Origin of the sequence: Campylobacter concisus, from assembly GCF_003049065.1 — a bacterium.
Taxonomy (GTDB): domain Bacteria; phylum Campylobacterota; class Campylobacteria; order Campylobacterales; family Campylobacteraceae; genus Campylobacter_A; species Campylobacter_A concisus_BE.
The window spans coordinates 110,232-137,191 of record NZ_PISC01000005.1 but is presented as its reverse complement, the minus strand read 5'-3'; the positions used below and the strand labels follow the sequence as shown (position 1 = coordinate 137,191).

The window sequence follows — 26,960 nt, the reverse complement described above, 5'->3', positions numbered from 1 at the left end:
TTAACTAATATCCTTATTTGATCTGTAATAAAATATAAAAAATAGCACGCAAAGCATCGCTACAAAGGCAAAAACTATCAATGTGCCATCTTTAAATGAGCTTAAAAACATGCCATTTGTATTCATACCAAAAAAGCCAGTGATGAAATTTAGCGGCAAAAATAGAGCCGAAATGAGCGTCAAGAGGTAGATATTTTTATTTATCTTGTCGTTTTTGTCGCTTTGTATAAATGAGTAGATGTCCTCGACCCTGAGCGAATACTCGCTGATCATGCTCTTTAGCACGCCACACTTGTGGATGCTGTTTTTTAGCTCCTTTTTTAGCTCATTTTGCTCAGCCGCACAAATTTGCAAAGCCTCATAAATTCTAGAAATTCTACTCTCAAATTTCCTGATCTCATATCTTAAAACGTGATATTTTTTGGCGAAATTTACCACCTTTGCGCTGCCTGTGTAAATTTGCTCGTAGTTTTCAAGCTCACTTTCGTGCTCTAAGATTTTATTTAAAAAGTGATCGAGTAACTTTTTTATCGTCTCTAAAAACTCATTTTTCTCACAAGGCGAGCTTAGATCCTCTTTAAAAATTTGCCCATCTTTAAAGAGAAATTTCTGCGAATTGGCGCCAAAATTTAAGATTATATAGTCAAATTCTTCGCCGTAAAAATATCCACTAAGACTAGCACTCATTATTTACCCTTTTTGCGTAGAAATTTCGCTTAAATTTAGCAAATTCTCCAGCCTCTATCGCCTCTCTCATCTCTTTCATTAAATTTAGATAGTAGTGCAGGTTGTGAAGGCTTGCTAGTCTAAAAAACGTTAGCTCTCTAGCCTTAAAAAGGTGATTTAGATAGCCTCTGGAGTAGCGCTTGCATGTGTAACACTGGCAAGCTGGGTCGATTGGCGCGTGGTCGTTTATAAATTTGGCTGATTTTATATTTATCTTGCCAAAGCTAGTAAATAGCGTGCCGTTTCTTGCGTTTCTTGTTGGCATAACGCAGTCAAACATATCAACGCCTAGCTCCACGTTTTCAACTAGGTCTTCAGGCGTGCCAACGCCCATTAGATAGCGAGGTCTAAGCTCATCCATAAATGGCATAACCGCCTCAACCGTCTCATACATCGCCTCGTTGCTCTCGCCAACACTTAGCCCACCTATGGCAAGGCCGTCAAATGGCATCTCGTTTAGCGCCTCGGCACAAAATTTACGTGCCTCATAGTCGGTGCCGCCTTGGACGATGCCAAAGATATTTTGCTGCAAGCCAACGCCCTTGCTTTGCATAAATTTGTGATAATCAATCGCCTCTTTTGCCCATTTTATCGTTCGTTTTATGCTTAAATCAATCCTTTTTGGCTCAGCTGGCAATGCAACCAAATCATCAAGTATCATCATGATGTCGCTGCCAAGCTCATACTGCGTGTCAAGGACGGATCTTGGCGTGAAGTAGTGCGTGCTGCCGTCGATGTGGCTTTTAAATTTTATCCCGCCATCGTCGTTTTTGGTGTTTGACCTAAGCGAAAATGCCTGAAATCCGCCGCTATCAGTTAAAAACGAGCGATCAAATTTAGAAAATCCATGAAGCCCGCCAAACTCACGCACGACCTTGCTGCCAGGGCGCAGATACATGTGGTAGGTGTTTGCTAAGATTATCTTTGCGTCTAAAATTTCACTCATATCAAAGGCATCTAGGCTTTTAACTGCGCCAACAGTGCCAACTGGCATGAAAACTGGCGTTTGTATCACGCTGTGAGCGGTTGTTAGGACGCCGCGCCTTGCGTTGCCATCTTTTTTTATAACTTCAAATTTCATCTAAGTCCCTTAATTTTTGATTTTTTATTTTAACAAAATTTATAATATAATCCAGAAATTTTAAGGCAAAGGAACTTTTTGCAAAAGAGAAATGATATCGTTTTTACCGAAGCAAACGGCACTGCGACCATAAAATTTGCAGGTGAGTTTAGCTATAAAGACGCAAAAAATTTACAAAGCATTTTTAAAAAAATCCAAAAGCTTAACGGAAATGTTAAATTTGACTTTAGCGAGCTAAAGAGCATTGATTACGCTGTTTTGATCCTTTTAAAAAACACGCTAAATGGCAAGAAATTTGAGATCATCACAAATGATGAAAAGATAAAGGCGATGAGCGATCTTTTAAATGACGAGAAGATCGACTTTAAATATATGCCGCCTCACAATAGCCTAAATTTTTTCTCACGATTGGGGGAGAAAATTTGCGAGGGATTTGTAAATTTGCTTGAGTTTGGCTCGTTTTTGGGCGAGTTTTTGATAAAGAGCGTGAGGATTTTATTTAATCCTGCAAATTTAAGATTTAGAGAATTTAGCAACTACATAAAAGATGGCGGTGTAAATGCCGTTTTTATCGTATCGCTCACCGCTTTTTTGATAGGCGTCGTGCTTGCTTATCTTGGCAGTGCGATGCTTGCAAGCTTTGGGGCAAGTATATTTATAGTTGAGATCATGGGTATGCTAACGCTTAGAGAGGTGGCCCCGCTCATCGCTGCTATCGTCGTGGCGGGCAGGTCGGCCTCTAGCTTTACCGCGCAAATTGGCGCTATGAAGCTAACTGAAGAGATAGACGCGATGAAGACGATGGGCTTTGAGCCCTTTAACTTCTTGGTCTTGCCTCGCATCATCGCCATGGTGCTTTGCGTGCCTGTTATCATCTTTATAGCTGACAGCATAAGCATTTTAGGGCAGATGATCATTTGTCAAACGATACTTGACATCAGCTTTAGCGACTATCTCAATAGATTTCGTGAGATGGTCGAGCTTAGGCACTTTGCTGTTGGTATGATAAAAGCTCCGTTTTTTGGCGCGGTGATAGCGATCATTGGCTGCATGAGGGGATTTGGCGTTAGTCAAAATGCTCAGAGTCTTGGAGCAATGACTACTGTTAGCGTTGTAAATGCGATATTTTGGGTCATCGCGCTTGACGCCTTTTTTGCGATAATTTTTATGTGGCTAAAGATATGAACGAGATAATAGTTGGAAAAAACATAACGACAAGTTATGGCGACAAGATAATGCACGATAATGTGAGCTGGAGCGTCAAAGAGGCTGAAATTTACGGCTTTTTAGGCGGCAGTGGCACTGGTAAAACGACGCTAATGAAGACTATGATATATCTAAAAAAGCCAAATAAGGGCGATATATTTTTTGATGGCGTCAATATGTGGAAAAGTAGCCAACAAGAACAGCAAGAGATAAAGCTAAAAAGTGGGACGATGTTTCAGTTTGGAGCGCTTTATAGCTCGATGACTATCCTTGATAACGTGGGCGTTTTGCTCCATGAGTACTCTAAATTTAACAAGCGCCAGATCGATGAGATAGCGATGTTTTGGATACAAAAGGTGGGGCTAAAAAAAGAGGTTTCAATGCTCTATCCAAGCGAGCTAAGTGGCGGTATGAAAAAGCGTGCTGCGCTTGCAAGAGCCTTGGTGCTAAGCCCTAGGGTGCTATTTTTAGATGAGCCAAACAGCGGACTTGATCCTGTTAGCTCGCGCCAGATGGACGCGCTCATAAAAGAGCTTCGTGATAGCATCGGCGTAACAGTCGTTATGGTGACGCATGATGCGGATAGTATTTTTGATATTTTAGATAGATTTTTGATAATAGATAACAAAAAGATAGCCTTTGAGGGAGATATAAAAGAGCTTGAGCATCTTGAAAACAACCCGCTTGAAGAGCTATTTAAAATGAGGAAAAAGTAGATGGAAAATAGAAATTCTTATACCATTGTTGGCATGTTTTTTATAGCCTGCCTTACAGCATTTGCCATATTTATCTGGTGGATGACTAGCAAAAATAATACAAAGGTTGATTTTAAAGAGTATTACATCCACACAAGCGAGCTGCCAAGCGGCTTAAAAGTGGACTCTACGGTTAAATTTATCGGCGTGCCAGCTGGAAGCGTTAGCGATATAAATTTTGTCGATGACAAAAATGCTCTTATAAACATTACGATGAAGATAAGAGAGGATCTGCCTATCAAGGCTGATAGTGTGGCTAGCATCGAAGTTCAGGCTATTAGCGGTGTGGCTAGTATCAATATAAGCCGAGGCACGAAGGATTTTAAACCAGGCGATAAGCCTATCTTAAAGCTTGAAGAGAGCCTTCTTTCAAAGCTTGGAAACAACGCTGAGAACATCACTTTAAAGATAAATCAAACCCTTGATAAGGTTGATGGCTTTTTCTCGGCTGAAAATATCTCTCACATCGAATCAATCCTAAGAAATATCGATAAATTTACTCAGGTTTTAACCGATGAAAATGGCTTAAGCGAGGTTGATAGCATCGTTAAAAATGTAAAAAATTTCACCGACAGCCTAAACAAAACAGATACAAAAGAGCTTGCTAAAAATTTAAACACTCTAATCGCAAGTGCAAATTCAGTTTTCAAATCAGCAAATTCAGCCGTCACTGGATATAGCTCGCTTCAAGATATCGTTACCCAAAAGGTAAAAAACGGCGAGTATGACCTTAGAAACACGGTTTCTCCGCTGCTTAGAGAGGCTAGCGAGTTTTTAAATGGATTTGATAAGACGCTACGTGAGTTTAGAGGTGCGCTTCAAAGACTTGAGGACAATCCTTACGAGTTTTTCTTCACAAATCCAGTGCCAAATGACAAAGGAGATAAAAAATGAGAAATTTAATCTTTCTAGCGGCTGCATTTTTATTTTTTGGCTGCTCGCTAAAGACCGACGTGCCAATGGCAACTATGTATGAAATTCACTACTCAAACAAAGAGTGCTCAGCTGAAAACAAGCAAAAAGAGCTAAAAAATGTCTTTATCGAAAACGTAAGTGCCCTTGATATGGTCGATACTAGAAAAATTCTAATCGTCGCTGAAAACAATAAGATAAGATATTTGAGTGACGCTAAATTTGTCTCTGAACCAAGCGAGATGATCTATAAGTCGCTCGTAAAAGGACTTTACTCAAACTGCGCTGCAAAGCCGATATTTTCGCCAAATGCAAAGGATCTTAGGCTAAAAGTTAGCATCATCTCACTTCAAATACGTGGTGACAAGGCCGAAGTTTCGCTAGCGTATGAGCTATTTAACGCAAACACCTCGCTAAAATCAGGCATGATCACAAAAGAAATTTTCTGCCCAGACCCAAGCTCAAGCACCATTTTTGAGACGATAAACAAGGCTGCAAACTCAGCTATCGATACTTTGATCTCTGAAATAATCTACTAAAATTTTCTTAAATTTTTTGGCTGTGAAAGCTTAAATTTACAGCCAAAAATAGCTTATTTTAAAGACCTTTTGTTATAATGCGGCTTTAAAATACGGAGAATTAATGAAGAAAATTTTAATAATCGCAGATGGAGCTTTTGCAAGAAATTTTTTAGATAGACTTCTTGGAGCAAAGTCAAATTTACACCACTACATCGTTGTTTCAAACGAAGATCACAGCCAAAAGGCAAATTACGAAAATTTCACATTTTATCAGTTTGACCCAACGAGCCTTTCAAAGCTAAAGAGCATAAGTGATGGCTATTTTAGCCAGTTTTGTATCGTGAGCGAGAACAAAAATGAAGCGGTTGCCGTTTATGAAAATTTAAGACAGATCAGCACAAAAACTGAGACCATTTTTATGAACTCGTGGGAGCTTGATGAAAAGTGCAAGGAGACTTTTGCAAGCGATAAACATCTAAGCGTGGTTGATATCAGAGACATCGCAGCTTCTAGGCTCATGGACTATCTGCCAGATATGCCTGTATATGCTGATAATATCGGCTTTAGCGAGGGCGAGATCATGGAGGTTAAGGTGCCTATTGGCAGCTCATATATGTATCGTCATGTAAGCTCGATCGCTCAAAAAAGATGGCGAATAGCGCTCATTTACAGGGGCGCTGAGATCATCTTGCCAAAGCCAAACACAATGATCCAGCCAAGCGATATCTTGCTAATCGTTGGCGATCCAAACGTGCTTCAAAACGTTTATCGCTCGATAAAACGCGAAAGTGGGCAGTTTCCAAGTCCATTTGGCAGCAACATCTACACTTTAATCGATATGAGATCAATGAGCAAAGAGCGAGTTAGCAAGCTCATAAAAGATAGCTTATATGTGCATTCAAAGCTAAATAACAAACGCCTTATCTTTAGAGTGATAAATCCAACTTTGGGCGAAAATTTAGAGACGCTAAAGGCAATAAAAGAGAAAAATATCCTTGTTTTGATGGATTATTTTAATAGCGACAATAAATCGATAAAAGATGACGTTTTAAAACACGACATCGGGCTTATCATAAGCGATGATAGATACTTTTTCAAATTTCAAAAGCTATTTTACGAGCTTAAAATCCCAGTGCTAAAAACGGGTAAAATTTTGCTCTCAAATATAAAAGAGGGCGTGATACTGGGCGATCAAAGCCAAGAGGTAGAAAATCAATCAGCCGTCATTACAGACTGTTGTGCGCAGCTTGATTTGGAGATGAGATTTTACTATTTTGATAACAAGCATAGCGACGATGAGGCGCTAAAAGAGCACTTTGAGAGCATTAGCACGCTCTTTTCAAAGCGCATAAAGATAGAAAATCATAGCCTTAAAAACCCGCTAGTGAAGCTAAAGGGCACAAATGATCTGCTTCATTTTGTGATGTTTACTAAAAACGTGGCAAATGGCAGCGCTTTTGCCTTTTTATCGACAAATTTAAATAGACTTTATAAAAAACTAAGCCAAAACGCACAGCTTTTTGTGCCAGTAAGTGAGTAGAAAATGCAGATAAATTTAAACCTTAAGGAAAAGGCGTCAAGCTATAAAATTTATATAAACGAGCTTGAGAGATTAGAGCTAAAGGGCAAGGTCGGCATCGTCACAAATGCCAAAGTGGCGGGGCTTCATCTTGAAAAGCTACTTAGCGTTTTAAAGTGCGATGAGAAATTTATCATAAGCGTGCCAGACGGCGAGGAGTATAAAAATCTTGAGACGATAGAGCAAATTTTAGAGCAACTTTTTGTTAGTAAATTTGACCGCTCATCTACGCTCATAGCTCTTGGTGGTGGCGTCATCAGCGATATGACTGGCTTTGCGGCAAGCATATATGAAAGAGGGATAAGCTTTATAAATATCCCAACCACGCTTCTAGCGCAAGTCGATGCTAGTTTGGGCGGAAAAACGGGCGTAAATAACAAATTTGGTAAAAATTTAATCGGATCATTTTATCAGCCAAAGGCAGTTTTTTGCGAGATAAATTTCTTAAAAACATTACCAAAGAGAGAATTTGCAGCTGGCGTGGCAGAGGCTTTAAAGATGGCTGTGACATTTGATAAAGAGATGTTTAACTGGCTAAAGAGCGTAAATTTAGACGATGAAAACTTAGCAAAGCTAGTTGAAAAATCAATAAATTTAAAGGCTAGGGTGGTCGAGCAAGATGAAAAAGAAAAAGGGCTAAGAGCCATCCTAAACTACGGTCATACCTTTGCTCACGTCATTGAAAATGAGACAAACTACAAAGAATTTTTACACGGCGAAGCGGTGTCGATAGGTATAAATATGGTAAATCGCCTAAGTGTTAGACTGGGTCTCATGAGCGAGGCGCAGGCAGAGGAGATCAAGCAGGTATTAGTGAAATTTGATCTGCCTGTAAGCTATAAAATAGAAAATGAATATGCATTTTACGAGGCGTTTTTTATGGATAAAAAGACAAAAGGTGATAAGATAAATTTCATCATCGTAGATAAAATCGGTAGTGCGTTCATCAAAAATGACGTCAAAAAAGAGGACGTTTTAGAAACTTTGAGAGAATTTAAATGAAAAAGATCCTAGTTTTTCTACTTTTTTGCTTTGCGCTTTACGCTGAAGAAAACACTACACTTGAGCAAAATGTCTCACAAAATTTACAAAATAGCGAGCTTATAAAAGAAATTTCAAACTTAGATAACTCCCTAAAAAACAATATCTGGATCACAAGATACGCCAACTACAACACATATCAAAAGCTTCTTGATGAGCTAGAGCAAAATGAAAATGAGCTTAAAAAGCTCGATAAAGGCTCAAAAAGAGGTGGCGATCTCATAAAGAGAAGTCAAACTCTAAAAGAGCAGATAAATTTGCTAAAAGAGTATGAGAAAACGCCATTTTCAAATATGCTAGCAGCCCCAGAAATGGAGACACCACCTAGGATAAATAGCCCAGTAGCGCTGGTATCTGGCTTTTCATACATCAAAAAGATAAGAAGCGACAAGATCGAGTACCAAAGACACATCAAAGAGCTTGACACCTTGCTTGAAAAGCTTGAAGCAAAAGAGAATTTGCTAAATAGGCTAAATTTGATAGATGATAGCGAGCAAAATAGGGCAAGTCTAAATCTTGCAAAGCAAGAGATAGGCGACTTCAAAGCGGCAAAACAGATCGCTGATACCACTTATAGCGTCTATGAAAAAAGAGCAGATGAAGCGGTAAATATGACGACCTCTGACATCAAGGCTCAGTTTTTAAGCATGGGCTACACAGCCATCGTCATCATTTTAACGATCGGACTAACATTTATCGCTAAATTTATAGTTAAAAGAACGATCACTGATAATGAGAGATTTTACACGGTCAATAAATTCTTAAACGTGCTAAACATCACCGTTATCATCATAATCCTGCTCTTTTCATACATCGAAAACGTCACATATCTAGTAACCGTGCTAGGTTTCGCCTCAGCTGGTATCGCCATCGCGATGAAAGATATGTTTATGAGTATGCTTGGCTGGATGGTTATCATGTTTGGTGGCACGATCCACGTGGGCGACCGCGTCAGAGTCTATCACGACGGTAGCGAATTTGTGGGCGATGTGATAGATATTTCACTGCTTCGCCTAACCGTTTTTGAAGACGTTAGCTACTCGACCTATAAGACAAACCGCCGTGCAGGTAGGATCATCTTTGTGCCAAATAACTACATCTTTACAGACCTCATCGCAAACTACTCGCACTACGGCATGAAGACCGTTTGGGACGGCATAGATGTCGTGATAAGCTTTGATAGTAATCACAAAAAGGCTGCTTATCTAGCAAAAAATATAGTAAAAAAATATTCAAAAGGCTACACTGATATCGCAAAACGCCAGATGAACAAGCTAAGAAGCCAGTACAGCATCAAAAATCCAAACGTAGAGCCAAGAATTTATACATTTTTTGAGCCTTACGGCATAAATATCTCATGCTGGTTTATGTCAAACTCATACGCCACACTCGCTCTTAGAAGCACGATAAGCGCTGAGATCATAGAGGCATTTTTGGCTCACGATGATATAAAGATAGCTTACCCAACACAAACTATGTTTATAGGCAAAAAAGAAACGCCAAGCGATCACGTAGCTCACGCCGAGCAAGAGGGCGAAAATATCTAATGCAAAAGATATTTTTTAAGACATTTGGATGCCGCACAAACATCTATGACACCGAGCTTTTAAAGAGCTACATCAAAGACTATGAGATCACAAACGACGAAGAGGGCGCTGATATCGTAGTCATAAACTCATGCACCGTGACAAACTCGGCTGATAGTGGCGTTAGAAACTATATAAACGGCGTAAAAAGACGTGGGGCAAAGGTCATATTAACAGGGTGTGGTGCAGTTAGCAAGGGCAAAGAGCTTTTTAGTAGCGGCGTTTACGGCGTGCTAGGAGCTAGTAAAAAGAGCGATCTAAACGAGCTTTTAAAACAAGAAAAGCCATTTTTTGAGCTTGGAAATTTAAACTCAGTCGATAAAAACATCGTCACAAACTACGAAAATCACACAAAGGCTTTTATAAAAATTCAAGAAGGTTGCAACTTTAACTGCAGCTACTGCATTATCCCTTCAGTGCGTGGCAGAGCTAGGAGCATGGACGAGGCGATGATACTAAAAGAAGCTAGAATTTTAGCTCAAAATGGCTATAATGAGCTCGTTTTAACTGGCACAAACATAGGCAGCTACGGCAAAGATACAAATAGCTCACTTGGTAAATTGCTAGCAAATTTAGGCAAAATTTCAGGCATCAGACGCATAAGACTTGGCAGTATCGAGCCAAGCCAGATAGATGAGAGCTTTAGAGAAATTTTAAAAGAGGAGTGGCTGGAGCGTCATCTTCACATCGCACTTCAGCATACAAGCGAGGCGATGTTAAAGATCATGCGCAGGCGAAACAGCGCATTTAGCGACCTAGAGCTTTTTAATGAGCTAAGCTCACTTGGCTTTGCTTTGGGGACTGACTATATCGTGGGTCATCCAGGTGAGAGTGAAGAAATTTGGGCAGAAGCGGTGGAAAATTTCAAGAAATTTCCTATCACACATCTGCATGCTTTTGTCTATTCGCCTAGGCTCGATACGCACTCAGCAACGCTAAAAAGCGACGTTAGTGGCGACGTGGCAAAGGCAAGGCTAAAGGCTTTGCAAGGAATTGCCTTGCAAAATAATGAAAATTTTAGAAAGAAACACAACGGGGCTTTAAAAATTTTAGTCGAGCAAAAAAACGGTGACTTTTACGAGGGCTTTGATCAGTTTTACAACAAAGCTAAAATTTCTAGTCAAAACGACATAACAAAAGAGTGGTTGGAGGTAAGCGAATATGAAATTAAGCCAGATGCCAATTATGCAAAAATTTAAATTTAACAAGAAAAATATCCTGATAATAGCCGCTATGGCTCTAATAATAGCGCTACTTTTTGCAGTGAGCAAAGAGCCACGAAACATCACCTACTCGCAATATATGCAACTAATGGATGGAAATTTCATCGATAAAGCGGTCATCGACGAAGATGAGGTCATACTCTATGCGCAAAATAACCGCTTTGCTATCATAAAAGAAGGGATTGATCTAAAAGAGCTCATCAAAAAGGTCCCAGTCGAGCGAAGCGTGCAGTATATCACGCCTGGCATGGTTTGGGGAAGCATCATCTTTGTTTGTCTTGTGCTTTGGTACTCTTATATTTTTCGGGCTATTAAGAAAAAAGAGGAGAGCCTTTTAAACAAAAAAGACGGCGCTTTTGAGATAGAAAGCGTGCTAAATCAAAATGCGATGCCAGTCATCTCAAACGTGAGATTTAGCGATGTGGCAGGCATTAGCGAGGTCAAAAGCGAGCTTAGTGAGATAGTTGATTTTCTTAAAAATCCGCAAAAATATAGAAATTTTGGTATCAAAATGCCAAAAGGCGTGCTAATGATCGGCCCTCCAGGTGTTGGCAAGACGCTTGTGGCAAAGGCGGTCGCTGGCGAGGCAAATGTGCCGTTTTTTTATCAAAATGGCGCAAGCTTTGTGCAAATTTACGTCGGCATGGGCGCAAAAAGAGTTAGAGAGCTCTTTAGTAGGGCAAAGTCTTACGCACCTTCAATCATCTTTATCGACGAAATAGATGCTGTTGGCAAGAGTAGGGGCGGCACTAGAAACGACGAGCGAGAAGCCACGCTTAATCAGCTACTAACCGAGATGGACGGCTTTGAAGATAACTCAGGCGTCATCGTCATAGCCGCGACAAATAGGATTGAGATGATCGACGAGGCGCTGCTTAGATCAGGCCGCTTTGATAGGCGTATATTTTTATCAATGCCTGATTTTAACGACAGGGTGGCTATCCTAAACACATATCTAAGAGATAAAAACTGCGAAGTGCCGGCGGAGGATATCGCTAGGATGAGCGTTGGCTTTTCTGGTGCGGCACTTAGCACACTTGTAAATGAAGCCGCTATAAATGCCCTAAGAAACGACGAAAGCGTGCTTAGGATGAGGGACTTTGAGGCTGTTTTAAACAAGGTCTTGCTTGGCAAGAAAAAGGTGCTAAGCTACAGCGAGAGCGAGAAGAAAATTCAAGCCATCTACCAAGGTGCAAAGGCGCTAAGTGCCTACTGGTTTGATGTGAAATTTGAAAAAATTTCGCTCATAGAAGACCGCTTTATGGCGACTGAGCAAGAGATCGAGTCAAAGTCACAGATGCTCTCACGCATAAAGGTTTTAATCGCTGGCATGTGCAAGCTCGAGATAGATGAGAACGACATCTTTTCAAACTCAAGCAACGATCTAAATTTGGCAAAAGAGATCGCTTCAAAGATGGTTTATGAGTATGGCATGGGAAATTCTTTCGTGCCAAATCCAAACGATGTGGAGGAAATTTTAAAACAAGCAAAAGATGAGATAATGTCCTTTTTAAAGGGCACAAACGAGCAGATCGCAAGGATAAGCTCATATCTGCTTGCTTATGAGAGCGTAGATAAAGAGATGCTTGCTAAAATTTTAAACGAAAACTACTAATAAAGGAGAAAAAATGAAAGCAAAAATAGGAATTCTGACTATGTCAGATCGCGCAAGTGAGGGCACATACGAGGATAAATCAGGTCCAGCGATCAAAGAGGTACTTGATGGCTGGATAGTAAGCGAGAGAGAGTATTTTTACGAGGTGATCCCAGATGAGCTTGATCTCATAAAAGAGAGACTCGTGCACATGATAGACGTGCTAGGATGTGACCTTGTGCTAACGACTGGCGGCACAGGACCAGCAGTGAGAGACGTCACTCCAGAGGCTACTGAGGCGGTTTGCGAGAAGATGATGCCAGGCTTTGGCGAGCTAATGAGAGCTGCGAGCTTAAAATATGTCCCAACAGCGATCCTATCACGCCAAACAGCAGGCATAAGAGGCCATGCGCTCATCATAAATTTACCAGGACAACCAAAGGCGATAAAAGAGTGCTTAGAGCCGGTATTTCCAGCGGTGCCATACTGCATTGATCTTATAGAGGGCGCATTTATCGAGACTGATGAAAACGTGATGAAAGTTTTCCGCCCAAAACAAAAGAAAATCTCGTAAATGAGTTTGACAGATAGCCTAAATTTAAAAGCCGCTGCCTTTGCAAATAGGTGGCGACTTGTTATTAAAATTTGGCTTGTTTTTTCTTTTTTATCCTATGCGCTGGCCTACTATCTTGGATTAGAGGTTTTTGGCTTTATCTCTGCCATTTCTATCTTTGGCTGTGTTTGCCTGCTAGTCTTTAGCTCACTTCTTTGGTTTATCGCTAGCCTTGTATTTTTGCAACCTTTGGTATTTTTACTACTTGAAAAATTTGATGAAAGCATTACTGTTTATGCTTTAGCCTGCTCAATTTGGCTGCTTGGCTGGATCACTTTGTCGCTTGTGGTCGATGATAAATTTGCAAGACCGGGAAATGACATCTTGCTAAAGATCACTCGCATAGTTCTTGTTAGCGAGTTTGCCTTGCTATATTTTTTTAACTACAACAGCAGCTTTGACATAGAGACTTTAATAAAGTCAAATTTGACAAAGTCGCTGCTTTTAGTGCTAAACTCCTATATGCTGCCATCGCTTGTGACGCTACTTATATTTGATATAAAAACATATATCGCTAGCAAAAATGAGTAAAATTTTACGTATTATTTTATGTAGTTTATACTAAATTTAGCCGTTTTTGCTTTTTGCTATCTTTTTTATAAGCTCCATATCGCCGTTCATCGCTAGGCTCATGAAGCAAATGCCGTTTGCACCAGCTTTGATAGTCTCTTTGTAGTTTTTGATACCCAGTCCGCCAAGTGCGTAAATTTCTTTATCAAAGCTTTTTAGCTCACTTATAAAATTTAGCCCTTTTGGCTCCAAACCCGCCTTGCAAGAGGTGGCAAATTTTTATTTTATCCACTACTGCTACCTCTTTAAATTTGATGCTTTCTAGCTGCTATTTTGATGTTTGCTTTTGTATATGTCTTTTTTGACTAGTTTTTAGTTTGTTACTGTTGCTAAATTTGATGAAAGACACAGCGTTTATGTCATATTTTGCGGATTAAGTCAGAATGGTGAAAAATTTGAAAGCATGGCATTAAAGATTGCTTGCATAGTGATTATTAGTAAATTAAATTTTTAAAAGAGGCTTTTATTTAAATGCCTTTAAAGTCAAACATTACAGAGCTATTTTTAGTTTTCAAACTCAAATTGATCACCTTATGCGGCATTAAAAGATAGATAAAACGTTTGAAATTTCAAGCCAAGCGTTTAAATTTATTGGTTTTTAATTTTTGTTATCCATTTATATTGGTATTTGTTTCTTATTTTGAAAGACAGACTAGCAACATTTTGTAAAAGATTTATAGCTAAATTTGCATTATTTTAAATAAATACTATACAAAATAGCATTTTAAAAAATACACATTTTTATTTTATTTATAAATTACCATATATGCATAAAAAATTATTAAAAAACTTGATAGTAGTGCTATCAAGGTTAAGTATATTTTTATCACTTTGTGCTATAATCTGCCAAAAATTTAAAACAAGGAAAAGAAAATGGCAGATAAATTTGAATTTCAAACCGAGGTCAATGACCTTTTAAATTTGATGATCCACTCTCTTTACTCAAACAAAGAGATATTTTTAAGAGAGCTAATATCAAACTCAAATGACGCACTTGACAAGCTAAACTACCTATGCTTGACTGATGAAAAGTATAAAAGCTTAAGCTACACTCCAAGGATCGACATCAAAGTAGATGAAAAAGCTAAGACTTTAATCATCAGCGACAACGGTATAGGCATGGATAAAGACGAGCTCATCGCAAATTTAGGCACGATAGCAAGAAGTGGCACAAAGGGTTTTATGCAAAGCTTAAGCGGCGATGCCAAAAAAGATAGCTCGTTGATTGGCCAGTTTGGCGTGGGCTTTTACTCAGCATTTATGGTGGCAAACAAGATCGAAGTCATAAGCAAACGAGCACTAAGCGAGAAGGCCTATAAATGGACATCTGATGCAAAAAGCTACGAGATCGAAGATGCTAAAAAAGATGGCTTTGGTACGGATATTATCTTACATTTAAATGACGATGAATTTGCAAATTCTTGGCGTATCGAAGAGATAGTCAAAAAATATTCAAACCACATCCCTTATCCTATATTTATGGATAAAGAGAGCTATGTCGCACCAAAAGAAGGCAAAAAAGAGGGCACATACGAGAGCAAAAACGAGCAGATAAACAAGGCAAATGCGCTTTGGAGGCTAAATAAAGCCAGCCTAAAAGAGCAAGACTACAACGACTTTTATAAACAAATTTCACATGACAGCAGCGATCCGCTACTTTATATCCACACAAAGGCCGAGGGCAAGATCGAGTACTCGACACTATTTTATGTGCCAAGCACTGAGCCGTTTGACCTCTTTAGGGTTGATTATCAAAGTGGTGTGAAGCTCTATGTGAAGAGGGTTTTTATAACTGACGATGCAAAAGAGCTTTTGCCGCCGTATCTTAGATTTATCAAAGGTGTGATCGATGTTGAGGATCTGCCGCTAAACGTTAGCCGCGAAATTTTACAAGAAAATGCGATCATGCGAACCGTTAAAGAGCAAAGTGTGAAGAAAATTTTAAGCGAGCTTGCAAAAGTAAAAGATAACGACCATGAAAAATACATAAAATTTTACAAACTATTTGGCAAGGTTTTAAAAGAGGGACTTTACGGCTTTAATGCTGAAAAAGAGCAAATTTTGGATCTTTGCCTATTTAAAAGTTCAAAAAGAGATGGGCTTATCAGCCTAAAAGAGTACAAAGAGGCGATGAAAGAGGATCAAAAGTCGATCTACTACATCAGCGGCAACAACGAAAATATGCTAAGAAATTCGCCACTTCTTGAAAGCTTTAAGAAAAACGACATCGAAGTGTTAATAATGGACGAAGAGATCGACACGATCGTCATGCCAATGGTCAATGAATTTGACAAAACACCTCTAAAATCAGTCTCACACGCCGATATCAACGATGAGATCAAAAACGATGAAAAGGTCGATGAGAGCAAGGTTGCAAACACGCTTGTTAAGATGAAAGAGATCTTAAAAGACGAAGTTAAAGACGTTAGGCTAAGCTCAAGACTCTCAAGCTCAGCTGCGGTGCTAATATATGATAAAAACGATCCTGATTACGCTATGCAAGAGATGTTAAAACAGATGGGACAAGGCGCAAATGCTCCAAAAGTTAAGCCGATCTTGGAGATCAATGCTGATCATGAAATTTTTGCAAAACTTGAGAAAAATGAGGCGATGATTTATGACATAGCGCCTTTGCTTCTTGATATGGCAAGGCTAAATGAGGGCATGAGCCTAGAAAATCCAGCTAAATTTTCAGAACTTCTAACAAAAGTGATGATAAAAGCTATATAAAATTTGTAAGCCCAAAGAAATTTGGGCTTTTTAAATTTGTAGTCTAGTAAAAGCCTAAAATACGAGCTAAGCGAAATTTGGCTCCATTGTTAGATTGACTTTTGCTTATTTTTGCTCTTTATATTTTAAAATTTGAGCGTAAATTTCATCTTTTAGTTTTAATTTTTCTTTTTTCAAGGCATCAAGCTCAGAGGCTTGCGCTGCTTTGCTATCTATCTTTTCATTTAGCTCGTCATGCTTTTTGCAAAGTGCGGCAAAATGAACATCTACTTTTTTCAACTCATTTATGAGATCAGTGTATTCGTGTAACATACGTAGCTCCTGTAAAAAATTTATAAATTCTAACAAGGCTTTGTAAATGTTTGGCTATCTAAATTTAGATCTATAAAAGCTTAGTATTTAAGCCAAATTTATCACAAAATGCAAAAAACTAAACGTATTTTAGCTCTTCTGGCTTGTGTTTGCTCTTTACTAGGCGTTTGGTTAGACGTATGCCATCAACTGTACCGATGACTAAAAGCTTTGTGCCTGTGCCAATTAGAGTGTCACCATTTGGCATCGGGATAAATTTGTTATTTATATCTCTAATGCCTACCACGTCAGCATTTGTGATATTTCTTAGGTGCGTCTCTTTTAGCCTTTTAAACCTTATCCAAGAGTAGTCAGGCACAAGAATTTCTTCTATGTCGATAGGCGAGCTTTTTGTGTATAAAAATTGCTCGAGCAAATTTTCCATATCAGGTCTTACGCTCATGGCACTTAGACGCTGTGCGACTAGGCGAGATGGGCTTACGACGTTATCAGCACCAAGTTTTTTTAGCCTTTGAGTGTCATCTTCGCTATCGGAGTTTGTGATGATGTGGTAAGGTTTTTTGCGGCCTATCTCTTTTTCATAAAGTCTAACAGATGCGATAAGTGCGATATTATCAGCGATATTTGGGCTAAGAGTGATTAGTCCTTTTGCACTTGATAGATGCGTTTTTAAAAAGGCGATTTGAGTGTGAGGCTGAGCTTTTATGAAGTATGGATACTTGTAAATTTGAGCTAATTCTGCGATATCTTCTCTGTCATCAACCACCACAAATGGTATGTGATTTTCACGAAACTGAGCGCTAAGCTCGATCGTGTAGAGGTTGTGATAACAAATAACGAAGTGATTTTTTAGTCTTGCGATCTTGTAAAGCATACGCCTTTCCTTTAAAATGCTAATTAATGTGCCTCTTTTTAGAACTTCTACAACGATACCGATTGATAGCGTAAAAATGATGAAGCCAACAAGGATAAATGTTATAGTAAAAATTCGCCCCTTTGGAGTTATGGGCGCAACTTCGGTAAAACCGACCGTCGTGAAGGTCATACCTGCTTGGTAAAAGGCATCTATGAGAGAGAAGTTATCTATAAAGATATAACCCAGTGTTCCAAAAAGTAACAGTAGTACGACTGAAATTAGTGGAAATCTAAAAGGTTTTAGTTGTTCGTAAAGCTCAGTATCTAGGCTTATTTCTGGTTTTGCGGAGTTTGACCAGTTGAGGAATTTTAAAAGTCTTGAGAGAAAAGACATAAATTCCTCTTCATTTTATCTCTTAGTTTGACTGCTTTTTCATAGTTCTTAGAGTAGAAGCAGCAACTTTTATTCTTCTTGTTGTGCCATCTTCTAGAGTAACACGGATAGTTCTAAGATTTGGTAAAAATCTTCTTTTAGTTTTATTGTTGGCGTGGCTCACGTTGTTGCCTACCATTGGTCCTTTGCCAGTTATCGCACATCTTTTTGACATTTTTTTTCCTTATAAACAAAAATTTCTGCTGATTTTATCTAAACAAAACCAAAGTATTGCTTAAAATGAATATTTATATTTATAAGTTTTGTTGATTTTTTATTTAATTAAGGCTAAAATAGCCCCAAAATAAAAAATCGGTAAAACAAAAATGCTAACTAAAAATCAAATAGATGAAATTTCAAATTTTATCTATAAAATGCCCGATGCTTTTTATGAGTGCCAAAAGCACTTGGATGAGGGCGACATCACTGCTGCTATGGAGCTTTTTAGGGGTAGTGAGACTTTTAAAGCGTACTTTGCTACGATAGTAAATTTAGGCGATTTTGGCGTTCAAAACTACACTAGAGATATCTACGCTATGGCTTATCCGCTAGGCATAGACAACCTAAAAATGATAATTTGCTCTTATTTTGTTTTTATCAAATCTCCAAAAAGATATAAAAATTTTGGTGTAAATTTACACTCGATGATGGAGTTTAATGCCAAATTTCTATCTGACTGGAGCAAACTTTTAAACTATCTTGGGCTAAAAAATCAAAAAAATTTGTTTCTAGCTGCCTACGCGCTAATTTTGCTTATATTTTGCGAGCTGATCTTTTTGAAGTATCCACACTCGCTTAAACATATCGTTGGCTTTTCTGATATGAGCTTTGATAGGATCTTGCAGCGAAGGTTTGATATCTCGCTATTTGGAGTACTTTTAAAGCTTGCGGGATGGGATAGCGACAGGCTCAATAGAGAAGAAGTTTTGGTTTTAAAATACTTTAAAATTTTGCTCTCTTATGAGGCAAGCACTGCTAAATTTTTTGACTTTGGCATAGATAGGATCACTGATGTTAGCGTCCATGCTTCGGCTGATATGGTTATAAATTTAAAAAAGGCTCTTAGAAAATGAAAGTAACTTTTGAGGGCTCTTTGGCCATTGTTAGGCCATTTGGATTTTTAGAGGTTAATATCACCCCTTCAAGTATCAAAAAGGCCGATATAGAGCAAATTTGCGCAAGGCAGATAAGTGCCATTTTGCTTTCATTAAAAAATGTCACATTTTTTAGCCCACTTTGGCTAAATAGCACATGCGAGCACCTCTCAAGCATCGCTAAGCAGATAGGCGCTGAGTTTGCAGTCTGCGACTATGACGATACTTTTTACGAGCTTGTCGCAAAGACTTCAAAAAATATTTTGAGATTTTCACTCTTTGAAAATGAAAAAGTTGCGACGCTATTTTTAAATGATACGCTAGCAGATAGCAGCGAAGCCATCGTGATTTATAACAAAAATGAGCAGTATAAAGACTACATCAACTCGCTTTTGGAGCAAAAGTGTTACAAGTGTAAATTTGTAAAAAGTGTAGAAGAATTTAACGCTGCCAAACAAGCCTACAAATACACCATCAGCACCTTAAATCACATCGTTTTAGGCAAAAAAGAGTTTAGCACCTTTGTAAGAGGCGACGTTGTCATTTATAAGGCAGCAGGGCTTATAGATAGCTCTTTTGTGCAGAAATTTGACTATAAATTTCACGAAAGATTGCAAAAGATAGGCTTTAAATTCTTTGTTTTTTGGTCTGATTCGGTTGGCGCTTTAAATACCATAGGTGCTAGTTTTTTGATAAAGCTATCTGAGCTGAGCCAAAAAAGTGGCGCTATATTGGCAATTTGTGGCTTAAATGAGGGCAATATCTCAGAGACACTTGCGTCAAATTTAAAAGCAGCAAAGATACTTTTATATAAAAAGATGGATGACTTTTTCAAAGATGACTCGACGCTCTATTTTAAAAAGCGCCTTATCGACATAGAGCCTACAAAGATGAATAAAAACTTGGTTGAGTTTCTGCCGCTTGTGATCTCAAGCGTCACAGACGTGCTCTCACCTTTGATAGAGAGTGAAATTTTATGCCTTGATGCAAAGATCAGCAACTTTAATGTAGAGGGCGAAAACGACTATTTGCGGGCTTGCGTGCTCTTTTATGGCGACGTACAGATGAGAATTTTGCTTGGTGTTAAAAAGGACAAGCTTGGTAAAATTTGCTCTATTTTTTCAGATAATGGCGATCTGGAGTGTGGCTGTTTAAGCGGATTTTCTCAAATTTTTAGTATCATTGCAAGCAAAATTTTAGATATTTTCATCGAGAGAAATTTAAAGGTAAAACTTAGCAACTTTAAATTTTTCGAAAATGAGATGTTTTTTGACAGGGCAAGCAGTGGAATTTTTGCCACATTAAATGCAAAAGAGAGCCAAACTGGCGTGATTTTTATAAGTAAATAAGGATTTAAAATGTACGTTGCACCTAGTATTTTGTCGGCTGATTTCGGAAATTTAGCAGCTGAGATAAGAGCCATTTGCGAGGCTGGGTGCGATCTGGTGCATGTTGATGTTATGGATGGGCATTTTGTGCCAAATTTAACCATCGGACCAGTCGTGGTAAGTGCCGTTGCAAAGGCTGCTACAAAGCCACTTGATATTCATTTAATGGTTGAAAATAACTCTTTTTTTGCTGACCTTTTCTTGCCGCTAAAACCAAAATTTCTAACCTTTCACATAGAAGAAGAGAAGCATCCAATGAGGCTCATTGATCACATCAGAAAAAACGGCGTAAGTCCTGGCATCGTGCTAAATCCGCACACGCCAGTTAGCGCGATCGAGCATATCATCGATGAAGTCGATATGGTGCTATTAATGAGTGTAAATCCTGGCTTTGGTGGTCAGAAATTTATGCCAGTCGTGCTTGAGAAAACAAGGGCGCTAAGAGAGCTAATAGAGCGCAAAAACGCCAAGTGTCTCATCGAAGTAGATGGCGGCGTAAACGGACTAAATGCGCCTGATCTTGAAGAGGCTGGGGCTGATGTCTTGGTGGCTGGCAGCTATATCTTTTCATCAAATTCTTACGAACAAGCCATTCGCGCCATAAAGCTTGAGTTTTGAAACCAAAAAAACAGCGTTTAGAAAATAGCATTGAAATTTTAGCCAGGCAAAATTTAGGCTATCACGAGTTTATCTTGAAATTTAGTGATATCGAGGAAATTTCATCGCTCATTGACGTGCGTGACCTTGATATGTGGCGAACTCTCGGGCTTGACATCACTAGAAATGAAAGCAACGAGATCGAGCTTGGCACGAGATTTAGAGATATTAGCGAGCAGGAATTTTGCGTCGTGGATATCGAAACGACTGGCGGCACGACAAATGGCCAGATCATAGAAATAGGCGCTATAAAAATGAAAAATGGCACCGAAATAGGGCGCTTTGAAAGCTTTGTGGCAGCTAGTGTGGTGCCTGAAAATATCACAGAGCTAACCGGCATAAGAGCGAGCGATCTAGTTGGTGCGCCAAATTTACTAAACGTGCTGGAGCGGTTTAAAATTTTTCTTGGAACTAGCGTTTTTATCGCGCACAACGTAAATTTTGACTACGGATTTATCTCGCATAGTCTAAATGAGATCGGCCTTGGCATACTGCTAAACAGAAAACTCTGCACCATCGATCTTAGCCGCCGCACCATCGCCTCGCAAAAATACGGCCTTGGCTCGCTAAAAGAACTCCTTGGCATAAACAACACCCATCACAGAGCCCTAAATGACGCGATAGCAGCGGCTGAAATTTTCAAAGTCTGCTTAACTCGTCTGCCATTTAGCATACAAACGACAGAGGATCTCATAAGTTTTAGCAAAAATGCTCCAAGCGTGAAGCTAAAACCAGAGCCAGTTTTAAAAGCTTTGGAGTAGGGCTGGTTTAAATTTAAGTCACTTGGCTGGGAATTTAGAAATTTGATTTAGTTGAGGGCTTTTAAACTAGACTTTATGTCCTTGTGTAGTTTGTGGTCATCATGCTTTCAAACGGCGCGTTCAATCGCCCTGCAAGCGCCGATCTTTGCAAAAGCCCTAAAACAACGTTGCCATTGTGATAAATTTCTCGTGAATGCCAGTTTCGTATGTATAAAATAGCTAAGCCGTCGCTACTGATGACGCAGTTTTCTAGGCGGTTTTTGCTTTTGTAGTTAAATTTAGAGCTTGTGCCAATGTGAAATTTTACTTTTGCTAAAATTGCTAGCTAAATTCGGAGTTAAATTTAGCCTTTTAAGTGATGATAAACTTTTGGCTAAATTTCAAAGCGTTGCGCCAAATGTTAAGGAGCTTAGGCAGTTTAAAAAGCAGAGTAAAACGCCTATTTACGCGGTGAAATTTGGCGCGTGACAAATAATATCGAGGGTGAAAATTTCTGCGTGGATGCGACTAGTAAGAGTGAGCTTGAGGGCTATAAGCGTGGCTGGCCTATGCAAACAGACTGTGAGCGCGAAGTGGTGGCTAAGCTTATTAGGGGTGGCGTTGTAAAAGATGAGCCAGAGCTTTTTCATAAATTTGAGATATTTGGGTAGGGTTTGGCTGCTGTAATGTTATAAATTTAAAAATTAGGCAAGCATATAGCTTGCCAATACTACGAAAGTTTTTTGATCGCTTCAACTATGAGGTTACACTTTTTAACGACCGAGTTTATCTCTAGATATTCGTTTTTCGTGTGCATGTTGCCACCAGTTGGACCAAGGCCGTCTATCGTAGGGCAACCAGCTGATGCGCTGATGTTGCCATCGCTTAGTCCGCCAGCATCGACCCAAGTGACCTTTGTGTCAGTGGCCTTCGCAGCCTCGTCAAAGACTTTTTTGATATTTGGTAAATTTACCTCGTCTATCATCGGCCCTTCTTCGTTTATGAGGATGCGCTCACAGCTCACTTCTGGCACTATCGGATGAGATAAAATTTCGTCCATTTTCTTATGTAAAAACTCCACAGAACTAGCGTGGCGATATCTCATCTCAAATGTCACACTGGCAAAGTCTGGCACGACGTTTTGGGCGTCGCCACCTTTTGTCATTATGCTATTAAATGTATGACCCGCCTCAAAATCAGTGAGTTTTGAGAGCTCAACGATGAAATTTGCAGCCTCCACTACAGCCGAACGACCGCGCTCTGGGTGGTTACCAGCGTGCGCGCTAACGCCACGGAAATTTAACACATAAGAGATCACGCCTTTTCTAGTAGCCACCATCGAGCCATCCTCTCTTGCAGGCTCGACAACTAGGGCATAGCGAGACTTTTTGGCTAGCTCTCTTATGGCGTCTTTAGCGAAATTTGAGCCGATCTCTTCGTGTGAGTTTAAAAAGAGGCCGATCTTTAGCTTACTAAGATCAAGCTCTTTGATGACGTAGAGCGAGAGCAAGCTGCCACCCTTATCGTCGATTGCACCAAGTGCGTTTATGCGCTTATCTATCTTGCTAAATGGCACATCAGCCTTTGTGCCCACAGGAAAAACGGTGTCCATGTGACCGATAAATAAAAAGTCGTAGCTTTTTGCCTCAAGGTCGTTTGAGATAAAAAGGCAAGGAGCGACCTTGTCGGTGCCAAGCTCTATGCTCCTGCTTTTTAAGCCTAAAATTTCGGCTCTTTTTTTAAACCAAGCTGCAACTTCATTTACGCCGTCGATGCTTGAAGTTGGGCTTTCGATGTCGGTTATCTCCTTTAGATCGGCCAAATATTTGTCTATTTCACTATCTTTCATCTTTGATCCTTATACGAGCAAGCTCATCACAAACATCGCCAAATAGGCATTTAGGATGCAAATTCCAAAAAGTACGAGATAGTGTCTGCCTGGTACTTCAAGCACGCCTAAAACTCGTCCCATGTACTGTACAGTCGAGCCAACTAGCGCCATGCCAGGAAGCAAGACAGCGATATCGTTTGCATTTAGCGTACCATCTCCCACAAGTGCGACTAGCACGCCTGCTGAGCCGCCCCAGCTCAAAAATGCAGCCATGAAAACGGCTATGGACTCACCTGGAAGACCAAGTGGGAGCATGATAAATCCTAGAAATTTGCCTATCACGCTAAGCGCACCAGATACTTTTAGGATGTGGATGATGACAAAGGCCATAAGCACGTTTGGGATGGTGTTTTTTACGGCGATGTCCCAGCCTTTTCTAGCGCCCTCTACAAATACGTCGGTTATTAGTTTATTTTCAGTCATCTCTTACTCCTCATCATCTTTGACAAATTTTTTAACATAAAGTCTCATCAAATTTGCTCCCAAAATTTTAAAGACAAAGACTATGCCAAGCACCATGGCTATGGTAGCAGGGGCTGTATTGCCAGCTTTGTCAGTCACAAGTAGAACAGGTGCAAATGAAGATAAGAAATTTGTGATCATCGCACCAGCGCTAAACTGAAACGCTGCAAAGATGAGAAGCTCTTTGTGCGAGATGAGGCCATCTTGACGCAAAAATTTAGCAGTTGAACTACCTGCGTCAGTGCTTTGTGTGCTTGCTATCAAAGAGATAGAGCAACATCCTGGTATGCCAATAAGTGGCTTTAAAACAGGCGTTAGCAGTCTTGAAGCTGCGTAAAGTGCATGGTATTTCTCAAAAATAGCGACAAAACCAAGTGCGAGCATAACGGCAGGGGCGAGGCTAAGGGCAAATAAAAAGCCGCCTTTTGCGCTAGTGCCACTTCCTGTTTTAAACCATTCTGGAAATTGACCAGCAAGTTTGCTAAAGTCAAAGATGCCACCATAGGTGTTTTGTAAAAAACCTCCAAAGAAAACGATCGCAATTACAAGTGTGATCGTACCGATGACGAGTTTTTTAGTATCACTACTCTCTTTCATAAAGCTTCCTTTGATTTGGAATTTGTTTAAATATTATAACGCCTATGCTTATGTAATATTTAAAATATAAAATTTGATAATTAATTATGAAATTTTATGAGTAATTTATATATAAAAATTATTATGCGATAAAAGTTAGCATTTTAGAGGCTTGCAATGTAAATTTAAAGTATATAAAAATTTAGAAATTTGGATTTAAGATTTAGGATTTAAGGTAAAAATGGCTTCTAAACTTAAATTTAAAAGCCATTTATCTTTTAGCTCTCTTTTAAAAGCTTGCTTGCCAGCATATCTGCTTTTGCTTTGTCGGTGTCTTTCTTGACGGATTTGTAAATTTTAGAGATGTAGTTTTCTAAAACTTCGTGGCAAGAGATCACTTTTTCGCCCTCGCGTCTAGCTACTTTTGTGTATTCGCCGTTATTTTGTAGCTCAAATGCTAGGTCGTTATCGCTTAGCTGAAGCTCTAAAATTTCAAGCAGTCTCTCTTGCAGTCTTGGCTCAAAGATAGGCGTCATGAGCTCCAAGCGGCGCTCTAAATTTCGTGGCATCCAGTCAGCGCTTGAGATGTAAATTTTTGGATTAGCGTGTTTGAAATATAAAATTCTAGCATGCTCCAAGTATTTGCCGATGATCGAGCGAACTCTGATGTTTTCGCTTTTGCCTTTTACACCTGGCCTTAGTCCGCACACACCTCGGACGATTAAGTCGATTTTTACGCCTGCATTTGAGGCGCGGCTAAGCTCGTTTATCACGTCTTCGTCTATTAATGCGTTCATCTTGGCGATGATCCTGCCCTCGCTACCTTTGCTGGCCTCCACTCTTATCTTTTCGATGATGCGCTCTTTTATCTGAAAGGGCGACATGCTAAGGGCATTTAGACGGCGGTTTTTGTTATATCCTGATAGGATGTGAAAAAACGAGGTCGTATCTTGGCTAAATTCCTCTTTGCTCGTAAATAGGCTCACGTCAGTGTAAATTTTTGCTGAGCTGCCGTTGTAGTTGCCAGTGCCAAAGTGCATGTAAAATTTGAGTTTATCGCCGATCTGGCGGATCACTTGGCTAACTTTTGCATGCACTTTAAATCCTGTGATGCCATATATCACGTGTGCGCCAGCATCTTCAAGCGCCTTTGCCCAGTGCAAGTTATTTTCTTCATCAAACCTCGCTTTTAGCTCGACCATCACAGTTACTTGCTTGCCGTCGCTTGCGGCATCTATTAGGCTTTGGATGATCGGTGAGTTTTTATCGACCCTGTAAAGTGTCATGCGTATCGAGATCACCTTTGGATCTTTGCTAGCCTCTCTTATGAAGCTAACGACTGGATCAAAGCTCTCAAATGGATGAACTAGCAGCACGTCCTCTTTATCTATGGCGTCAAAAACTGAGATGCCGTTGCCAAATGGAGGCAGTGTTTTTGGGGCGTAGGGCGGGTTTGCTAGGTGGCTGAAGTTCTTGCTCCCAGCTATCTCCCAAAGAGAGCTAAGCGTGAGCGGGATGCTTGAAAAGTAGATATCTTTGTGAAAAATTTTCATGTGAAAATTTAAAAACTCTAAGATATCAGCGTCTGCGTCTTTATCTATCTGCATACGCACAAAAGCCCCTTTTCTACGAAGCTTTAGCCCTTGCTCAAGTATCATCATAAAATCATCCGCCTCTTCTTCTTCGATGACGATATCAGCGTTTCTTGTCACTCTAAAGGCAGCCGAGCTAATGAGCTTATACCCTGGGAAAATTTCTTCTGCGTGGCGGTGCACGATCGTTTCAATCGGCACAAAAACGTTGCTACTTGGCTGGGTAAATCTTGGCAATACCCTTGAAATTCTTATCATGCCGTATTTTAAAATTTCAGGATGCTCGATATCAGCAAGTTTAACGGCGAGTGAGAAGCTAAGGTTGTTTAGGTGCGGAAATGGATGTGTCGCATCAACAGCGATAGGCACGATGACTGGCAGGATGTTTGAGAAAAAATATTCGTCGCATTTTTGCTTTAAACTATCGTCAAGCTCGTCATAGTTTTTGATAAAAAGACCCTCTTTACTAAGCGCATCAACGGTGCTTTTGTAGTGAGCTTCGACCAAATTTTGCTCATCTTGCAGATACTTTCTGATCTCTCTTAGCTGATCGAGCGGGCTCATGCCATCGCTGCTACTTGTCGTCACTCCAGCTGCAAAAAGCTGCTTTAGACCAGCCACTCTGATCATGTAAAACTCATCTAAATTTGTCATATAGATCGCTAAAAATTTTAGCTTTTCAAGTAAAGGTATATCCTTTTCACACTGAGCGAGCACCCTTGAGTTGAAGCGTAGCCAGCTTAATTCGCGGTTGATAAAAAGAGTTTCGTTTTCGCTCATCATTTTCTCCTTATAATTTTTGATTATTTTATGATATGTGCGG

27 protein-coding genes and 1 pseudogene are annotated in these 26,960 nt (G+C 39.6%); 18 read left to right on the top strand and 10 right to left on the bottom strand.

Annotation, left to right across the window (positions count from 1 at the left end):
* Positions 1 to 687 carry a CorA family divalent cation transporter gene (locus CVS81_RS05955; RefSeq protein ID WP_107965395.1) on the bottom strand — a complete coding sequence of 229 codons (687 nt, stop codon included), beginning with the start codon at positions 685 to 687 and terminating at the stop codon, positions 1 to 3.
* Positions 677 to 1,807 (bottom strand): tRNA guanosine(34) transglycosylase Tgt, encoded by a 1,131-nt coding sequence (gene tgt, locus CVS81_RS05950; RefSeq protein ID WP_107965394.1) that lies wholly within the window; start codon positions 1,805 to 1,807, stop codon positions 677 to 679. Before tgt ends, CVS81_RS05955 begins: the two co-directional genes overlap by 11 nt.
* Before the next feature lie 78 nt (positions 1,808 to 1,885).
* Here tgt and CVS81_RS05945 point away from each other — a divergent pair, with 78 nt between their 5' ends.
* The 11 genes from CVS81_RS05945 (at position 1,886) to CVS81_RS05895 (ending at position 13,368) form a co-directional block, all read left to right on the top strand.
* Positions 1,886 to 2,992: an MlaE family ABC transporter permease gene (locus tag CVS81_RS05945; protein ID WP_107965393.1), complete on the top strand. Its 1,107-nt coding sequence runs from the start codon at positions 1,886 to 1,888 to the stop codon at positions 2,990 to 2,992.
* Positions 2,989 to 3,729, top strand: a complete 741-nt coding sequence (locus CVS81_RS05940) for an ABC transporter ATP-binding protein (RefSeq protein ID WP_103589696.1) — start codon at positions 2,989 to 2,991, stop codon at positions 3,727 to 3,729. Before CVS81_RS05945 ends, CVS81_RS05940 begins: the two co-directional genes overlap by 4 nt.
* Positions 3,730 to 4,662 (top strand): MlaD family protein, encoded by a 933-nt coding sequence (locus tag CVS81_RS05935; protein WP_021086782.1) that lies wholly within the window; start codon positions 3,730 to 3,732, stop codon positions 4,660 to 4,662.
* Positions 4,659 to 5,219, top strand: a complete 561-nt coding sequence (locus CVS81_RS05930; RefSeq protein ID WP_021084630.1) for an ABC-type transport auxiliary lipoprotein family protein — start codon at positions 4,659 to 4,661, stop codon at positions 5,217 to 5,219. The genes CVS81_RS05935 and CVS81_RS05930 overlap by 4 nt, the downstream gene beginning before the upstream one ends.
* Before the next feature lie 103 nt (positions 5,220 to 5,322).
* Entirely contained in the window at positions 5,323 to 6,741 is a 1,419-nt protein-coding gene (locus CVS81_RS05925) for a COG3400 family protein (RefSeq protein ID WP_107965392.1), read from the top strand.
* A 3-nt stretch (positions 6,742 to 6,744) separates the two neighbouring features.
* A complete protein-coding gene (gene aroB / locus CVS81_RS05920) occupies positions 6,745 to 7,782 on the top strand; it encodes a 3-dehydroquinate synthase (protein ID WP_107965391.1) in 1,038 nt (345 codons plus the stop codon).
* Complete coding sequence (locus CVS81_RS05915; protein WP_107965390.1) at positions 7,779 to 9,368, top strand: mechanosensitive ion channel domain-containing protein; 1,590 nt, start codon at positions 7,779 to 7,781, stop codon at positions 9,366 to 9,368. Before aroB ends, CVS81_RS05915 begins: the two co-directional genes overlap by 4 nt.
* The gene (gene mtaB, locus CVS81_RS05910; protein ID WP_107965389.1) at positions 9,368 to 10,606 is read left to right on the top strand and encodes a tRNA (N(6)-L-threonylcarbamoyladenosine(37)-C(2))-methylthiotransferase MtaB; all 1,239 of its coding nucleotides are present in this window, start codon (positions 9,368 to 9,370) and stop codon (positions 10,604 to 10,606) included. The genes CVS81_RS05915 and mtaB overlap by 1 nt, the downstream gene beginning before the upstream one ends.
* Positions 10,593 to 12,245 carry an ATP-dependent metallopeptidase FtsH/Yme1/Tma family protein gene (locus CVS81_RS05905; protein ID WP_107965401.1) on the top strand — a complete coding sequence of 551 codons (1,653 nt, stop codon included), beginning with the start codon at positions 10,593 to 10,595 and terminating at the stop codon, positions 12,243 to 12,245. Before mtaB ends, CVS81_RS05905 begins: the two co-directional genes overlap by 14 nt.
* A 13-nt stretch (positions 12,246 to 12,258) precedes the next feature.
* Positions 12,259 to 12,798 (top strand): molybdopterin adenylyltransferase, encoded by a 540-nt coding sequence (mog, locus tag CVS81_RS05900; RefSeq protein WP_009293784.1) that lies wholly within the window; start codon positions 12,259 to 12,261, stop codon positions 12,796 to 12,798.
* Positions 12,799 to 13,368, top strand: a complete 570-nt coding sequence (locus tag CVS81_RS05895; protein WP_107965388.1) for a nitrogen fixation protein NifR — start codon at positions 12,799 to 12,801, stop codon at positions 13,366 to 13,368.
* Between the two features lie 36 nt (positions 13,369 to 13,404).
* Here CVS81_RS05895 and CVS81_RS05890 read toward each other — a convergent pair.
* Positions 13,405 to 13,611: pseudogene (locus CVS81_RS05890) on the bottom strand (thiamine phosphate synthase); the annotation flags it as partial.
* Between the two features lie 669 nt (positions 13,612 to 14,280).
* On the opposite strand from CVS81_RS05890, the gene htpG reads away from it, so the two are divergent.
* A complete protein-coding gene (htpG, locus tag CVS81_RS05885) occupies positions 14,281 to 16,137 on the top strand; it encodes a molecular chaperone HtpG (RefSeq protein WP_107965387.1) in 1,857 nt (618 codons plus the stop codon).
* Between the two features lie 105 nt (positions 16,138 to 16,242).
* On the opposite strand, the gene CVS81_RS05880 is transcribed toward htpG, so the two are convergent.
* The 3 genes from CVS81_RS05880 to rpmB all read right to left on the bottom strand — a co-directional run bounded on the left by CVS81_RS05880 (position 16,243) and on the right by rpmB (position 17,912).
* A complete protein-coding gene (locus tag CVS81_RS05880; protein WP_002942218.1) occupies positions 16,243 to 16,449 on the bottom strand; it encodes a DUF465 domain-containing protein in 207 nt (68 codons plus the stop codon).
* Positions 16,450 to 16,567: 118 nt separating this feature from the next.
* Positions 16,568 to 17,698: a potassium channel family protein gene (locus tag CVS81_RS05875; RefSeq protein WP_009293929.1), complete on the bottom strand. Its 1,131-nt coding sequence runs from the start codon at positions 17,696 to 17,698 to the stop codon at positions 16,568 to 16,570.
* 22 nt (positions 17,699 to 17,720) lie between these two features.
* On the bottom strand, positions 17,721 to 17,912 hold the full coding sequence (gene rpmB, locus CVS81_RS05870) for a 50S ribosomal protein L28 (RefSeq protein WP_002942221.1): 192 nt from the start codon (positions 17,910 to 17,912) through the stop codon (positions 17,721 to 17,723).
* Positions 17,913 to 18,063: 151 nt separating this feature from the next.
* Here rpmB and CVS81_RS05865 point away from each other — a divergent pair, with 151 nt between their 5' ends.
* The 6 genes from CVS81_RS05865 to CVS81_RS10035 all read left to right on the top strand — a co-directional run bounded on the left by CVS81_RS05865 (position 18,064) and on the right by CVS81_RS10035 (position 22,287).
* Positions 18,064 to 18,810 carry a hypothetical protein gene (locus CVS81_RS05865; protein WP_107965386.1) on the top strand — a complete coding sequence of 249 codons (747 nt, stop codon included), beginning with the start codon at positions 18,064 to 18,066 and terminating at the stop codon, positions 18,808 to 18,810.
* Positions 18,807 to 20,180, top strand: coding sequence for a prephenate dehydrogenase (locus CVS81_RS05860; protein WP_107965385.1), 1,374 nt, complete (start codon positions 18,807 to 18,809; stop codon positions 20,178 to 20,180). Before CVS81_RS05865 ends, CVS81_RS05860 begins: the two co-directional genes overlap by 4 nt.
* A gap of 9 nt (positions 20,181 to 20,189) precedes the next feature.
* A complete protein-coding gene (rpe, locus tag CVS81_RS05855) occupies positions 20,190 to 20,837 on the top strand; it encodes a ribulose-phosphate 3-epimerase (RefSeq protein ID WP_009293926.1) in 648 nt (215 codons plus the stop codon).
* A complete protein-coding gene (locus CVS81_RS05850; RefSeq protein ID WP_103573830.1) occupies positions 20,834 to 21,637 on the top strand; it encodes a 3'-5' exonuclease in 804 nt (267 codons plus the stop codon). Before rpe ends, CVS81_RS05850 begins: the two co-directional genes overlap by 4 nt.
* Positions 21,638 to 21,946: 309 nt before the next feature.
* Positions 21,947 to 22,105 carry a hypothetical protein gene (locus CVS81_RS10040; protein WP_234399529.1) on the top strand — a complete coding sequence of 53 codons (159 nt, stop codon included), beginning with the start codon at positions 21,947 to 21,949 and terminating at the stop codon, positions 22,103 to 22,105.
* Positions 22,102 to 22,287, top strand: coding sequence for a hypothetical protein (locus tag CVS81_RS10035; RefSeq protein ID WP_234399528.1), 186 nt, complete (start codon positions 22,102 to 22,104; stop codon positions 22,285 to 22,287). Before CVS81_RS10040 ends, CVS81_RS10035 begins: the two co-directional genes overlap by 4 nt.
* 59 nt (positions 22,288 to 22,346) lie before the next feature.
* Here the strand turns inward: CVS81_RS10035 and CVS81_RS05835 are convergent, their stop codons facing one another.
* From CVS81_RS05835 to CVS81_RS05820, 4 genes are all read right to left on the bottom strand, one after another.
* Complete coding sequence (locus CVS81_RS05835) at positions 22,347 to 23,465, bottom strand: M20/M25/M40 family metallo-hydrolase (RefSeq protein WP_107965382.1); 1,119 nt, start codon at positions 23,463 to 23,465, stop codon at positions 22,347 to 22,349.
* A gap of 9 nt (positions 23,466 to 23,474) precedes the next feature.
* The gene (locus CVS81_RS05830; protein WP_002942766.1) at positions 23,475 to 23,930 is read right to left on the bottom strand and encodes a YjiG family protein; all 456 of its coding nucleotides are present in this window, start codon (positions 23,928 to 23,930) and stop codon (positions 23,475 to 23,477) included.
* Between the two features lie 3 nt (positions 23,931 to 23,933).
* Complete coding sequence (locus tag CVS81_RS05825) at positions 23,934 to 24,566, bottom strand: nucleoside recognition domain-containing protein (protein ID WP_107965381.1); 633 nt, start codon at positions 24,564 to 24,566, stop codon at positions 23,934 to 23,936.
* A 257-nt stretch (positions 24,567 to 24,823) separates the two neighbouring features.
* Positions 24,824 to 26,941: an RNA degradosome polyphosphate kinase gene (locus tag CVS81_RS05820; RefSeq protein WP_258033693.1), complete on the bottom strand. Its 2,118-nt coding sequence runs from the start codon at positions 26,939 to 26,941 to the stop codon at positions 24,824 to 24,826.
* Positions 26,942 to 26,960: the final 19 nt, after the last annotated feature.

Bases quoted from the DNA above. Each gene is read 5' to 3' on its own strand.
- CVS81_RS05955 (WP_107965395.1), bottom strand. From the start codon at position 687: ATGAGTGCTAGTCTTAGTGGATATTTTTACGGCGAAGAATTTGACTAT.
- tgt (WP_107965394.1), bottom strand. From the start codon at position 1,807: ATGAAATTTGAAGTTATAAAAAAAGATGGCAACGCAAGGCGCGGCGTC.
- CVS81_RS05940 (WP_103589696.1), top strand. From the start codon at position 2,989: ATGAACGAGATAATAGTTGGAAAAAACATAACGACAAGTTATGGCGAC.
- CVS81_RS05935 (WP_021086782.1), top strand. From the start codon at position 3,730: ATGGAAAATAGAAATTCTTATACCATTGTTGGCATGTTTTTTATAGCC.
- CVS81_RS05930 (WP_021084630.1), top strand. From the start codon at position 4,659: ATGAGAAATTTAATCTTTCTAGCGGCTGCATTTTTATTTTTTGGCTGC.
- CVS81_RS05925 (WP_107965392.1), top strand. From the start codon at position 5,323: ATGAAGAAAATTTTAATAATCGCAGATGGAGCTTTTGCAAGAAATTTT.
- aroB (WP_107965391.1), top strand. From the start codon at position 6,745: ATGCAGATAAATTTAAACCTTAAGGAAAAGGCGTCAAGCTATAAAATT.
- CVS81_RS05915 (WP_107965390.1), top strand. From the start codon at position 7,779: ATGAAAAAGATCCTAGTTTTTCTACTTTTTTGCTTTGCGCTTTACGCT.
- mtaB (WP_107965389.1), top strand. From the start codon at position 9,368: ATGCAAAAGATATTTTTTAAGACATTTGGATGCCGCACAAACATCTAT.
- CVS81_RS05905 (WP_107965401.1), top strand. From the start codon at position 10,593: ATGCAAAAATTTAAATTTAACAAGAAAAATATCCTGATAATAGCCGCT.
- mog (WP_009293784.1), top strand. From the start codon at position 12,259: ATGAAAGCAAAAATAGGAATTCTGACTATGTCAGATCGCGCAAGTGAG.
- CVS81_RS05895 (WP_107965388.1), top strand. From the start codon at position 12,799: ATGAGTTTGACAGATAGCCTAAATTTAAAAGCCGCTGCCTTTGCAAAT.
- htpG (WP_107965387.1), top strand. From the start codon at position 14,281: ATGGCAGATAAATTTGAATTTCAAACCGAGGTCAATGACCTTTTAAAT.
- CVS81_RS05880 (WP_002942218.1), bottom strand. From the start codon at position 16,449: ATGTTACACGAATACACTGATCTCATAAATGAGTTGAAAAAAGTAGAT.
- CVS81_RS05875 (WP_009293929.1), bottom strand. From the start codon at position 17,698: ATGTCTTTTCTCTCAAGACTTTTAAAATTCCTCAACTGGTCAAACTCC.
- rpmB (WP_002942221.1), bottom strand. From the start codon at position 17,912: ATGTCAAAAAGATGTGCGATAACTGGCAAAGGACCAATGGTAGGCAAC.
- CVS81_RS05865 (WP_107965386.1), top strand. From the start codon at position 18,064: ATGCTAACTAAAAATCAAATAGATGAAATTTCAAATTTTATCTATAAA.
- CVS81_RS05860 (WP_107965385.1), top strand. From the start codon at position 18,807: ATGAAAGTAACTTTTGAGGGCTCTTTGGCCATTGTTAGGCCATTTGGA.
- rpe (WP_009293926.1), top strand. From the start codon at position 20,190: ATGTACGTTGCACCTAGTATTTTGTCGGCTGATTTCGGAAATTTAGCA.
- CVS81_RS05835 (WP_107965382.1), bottom strand. From the start codon at position 23,465: ATGAAAGATAGTGAAATAGACAAATATTTGGCCGATCTAAAGGAGATA.
- CVS81_RS05830 (WP_002942766.1), bottom strand. From the start codon at position 23,930: ATGACTGAAAATAAACTAATAACCGACGTATTTGTAGAGGGCGCTAGA.
- CVS81_RS05825 (WP_107965381.1), bottom strand. From the start codon at position 24,566: ATGAAAGAGAGTAGTGATACTAAAAAACTCGTCATCGGTACGATCACA.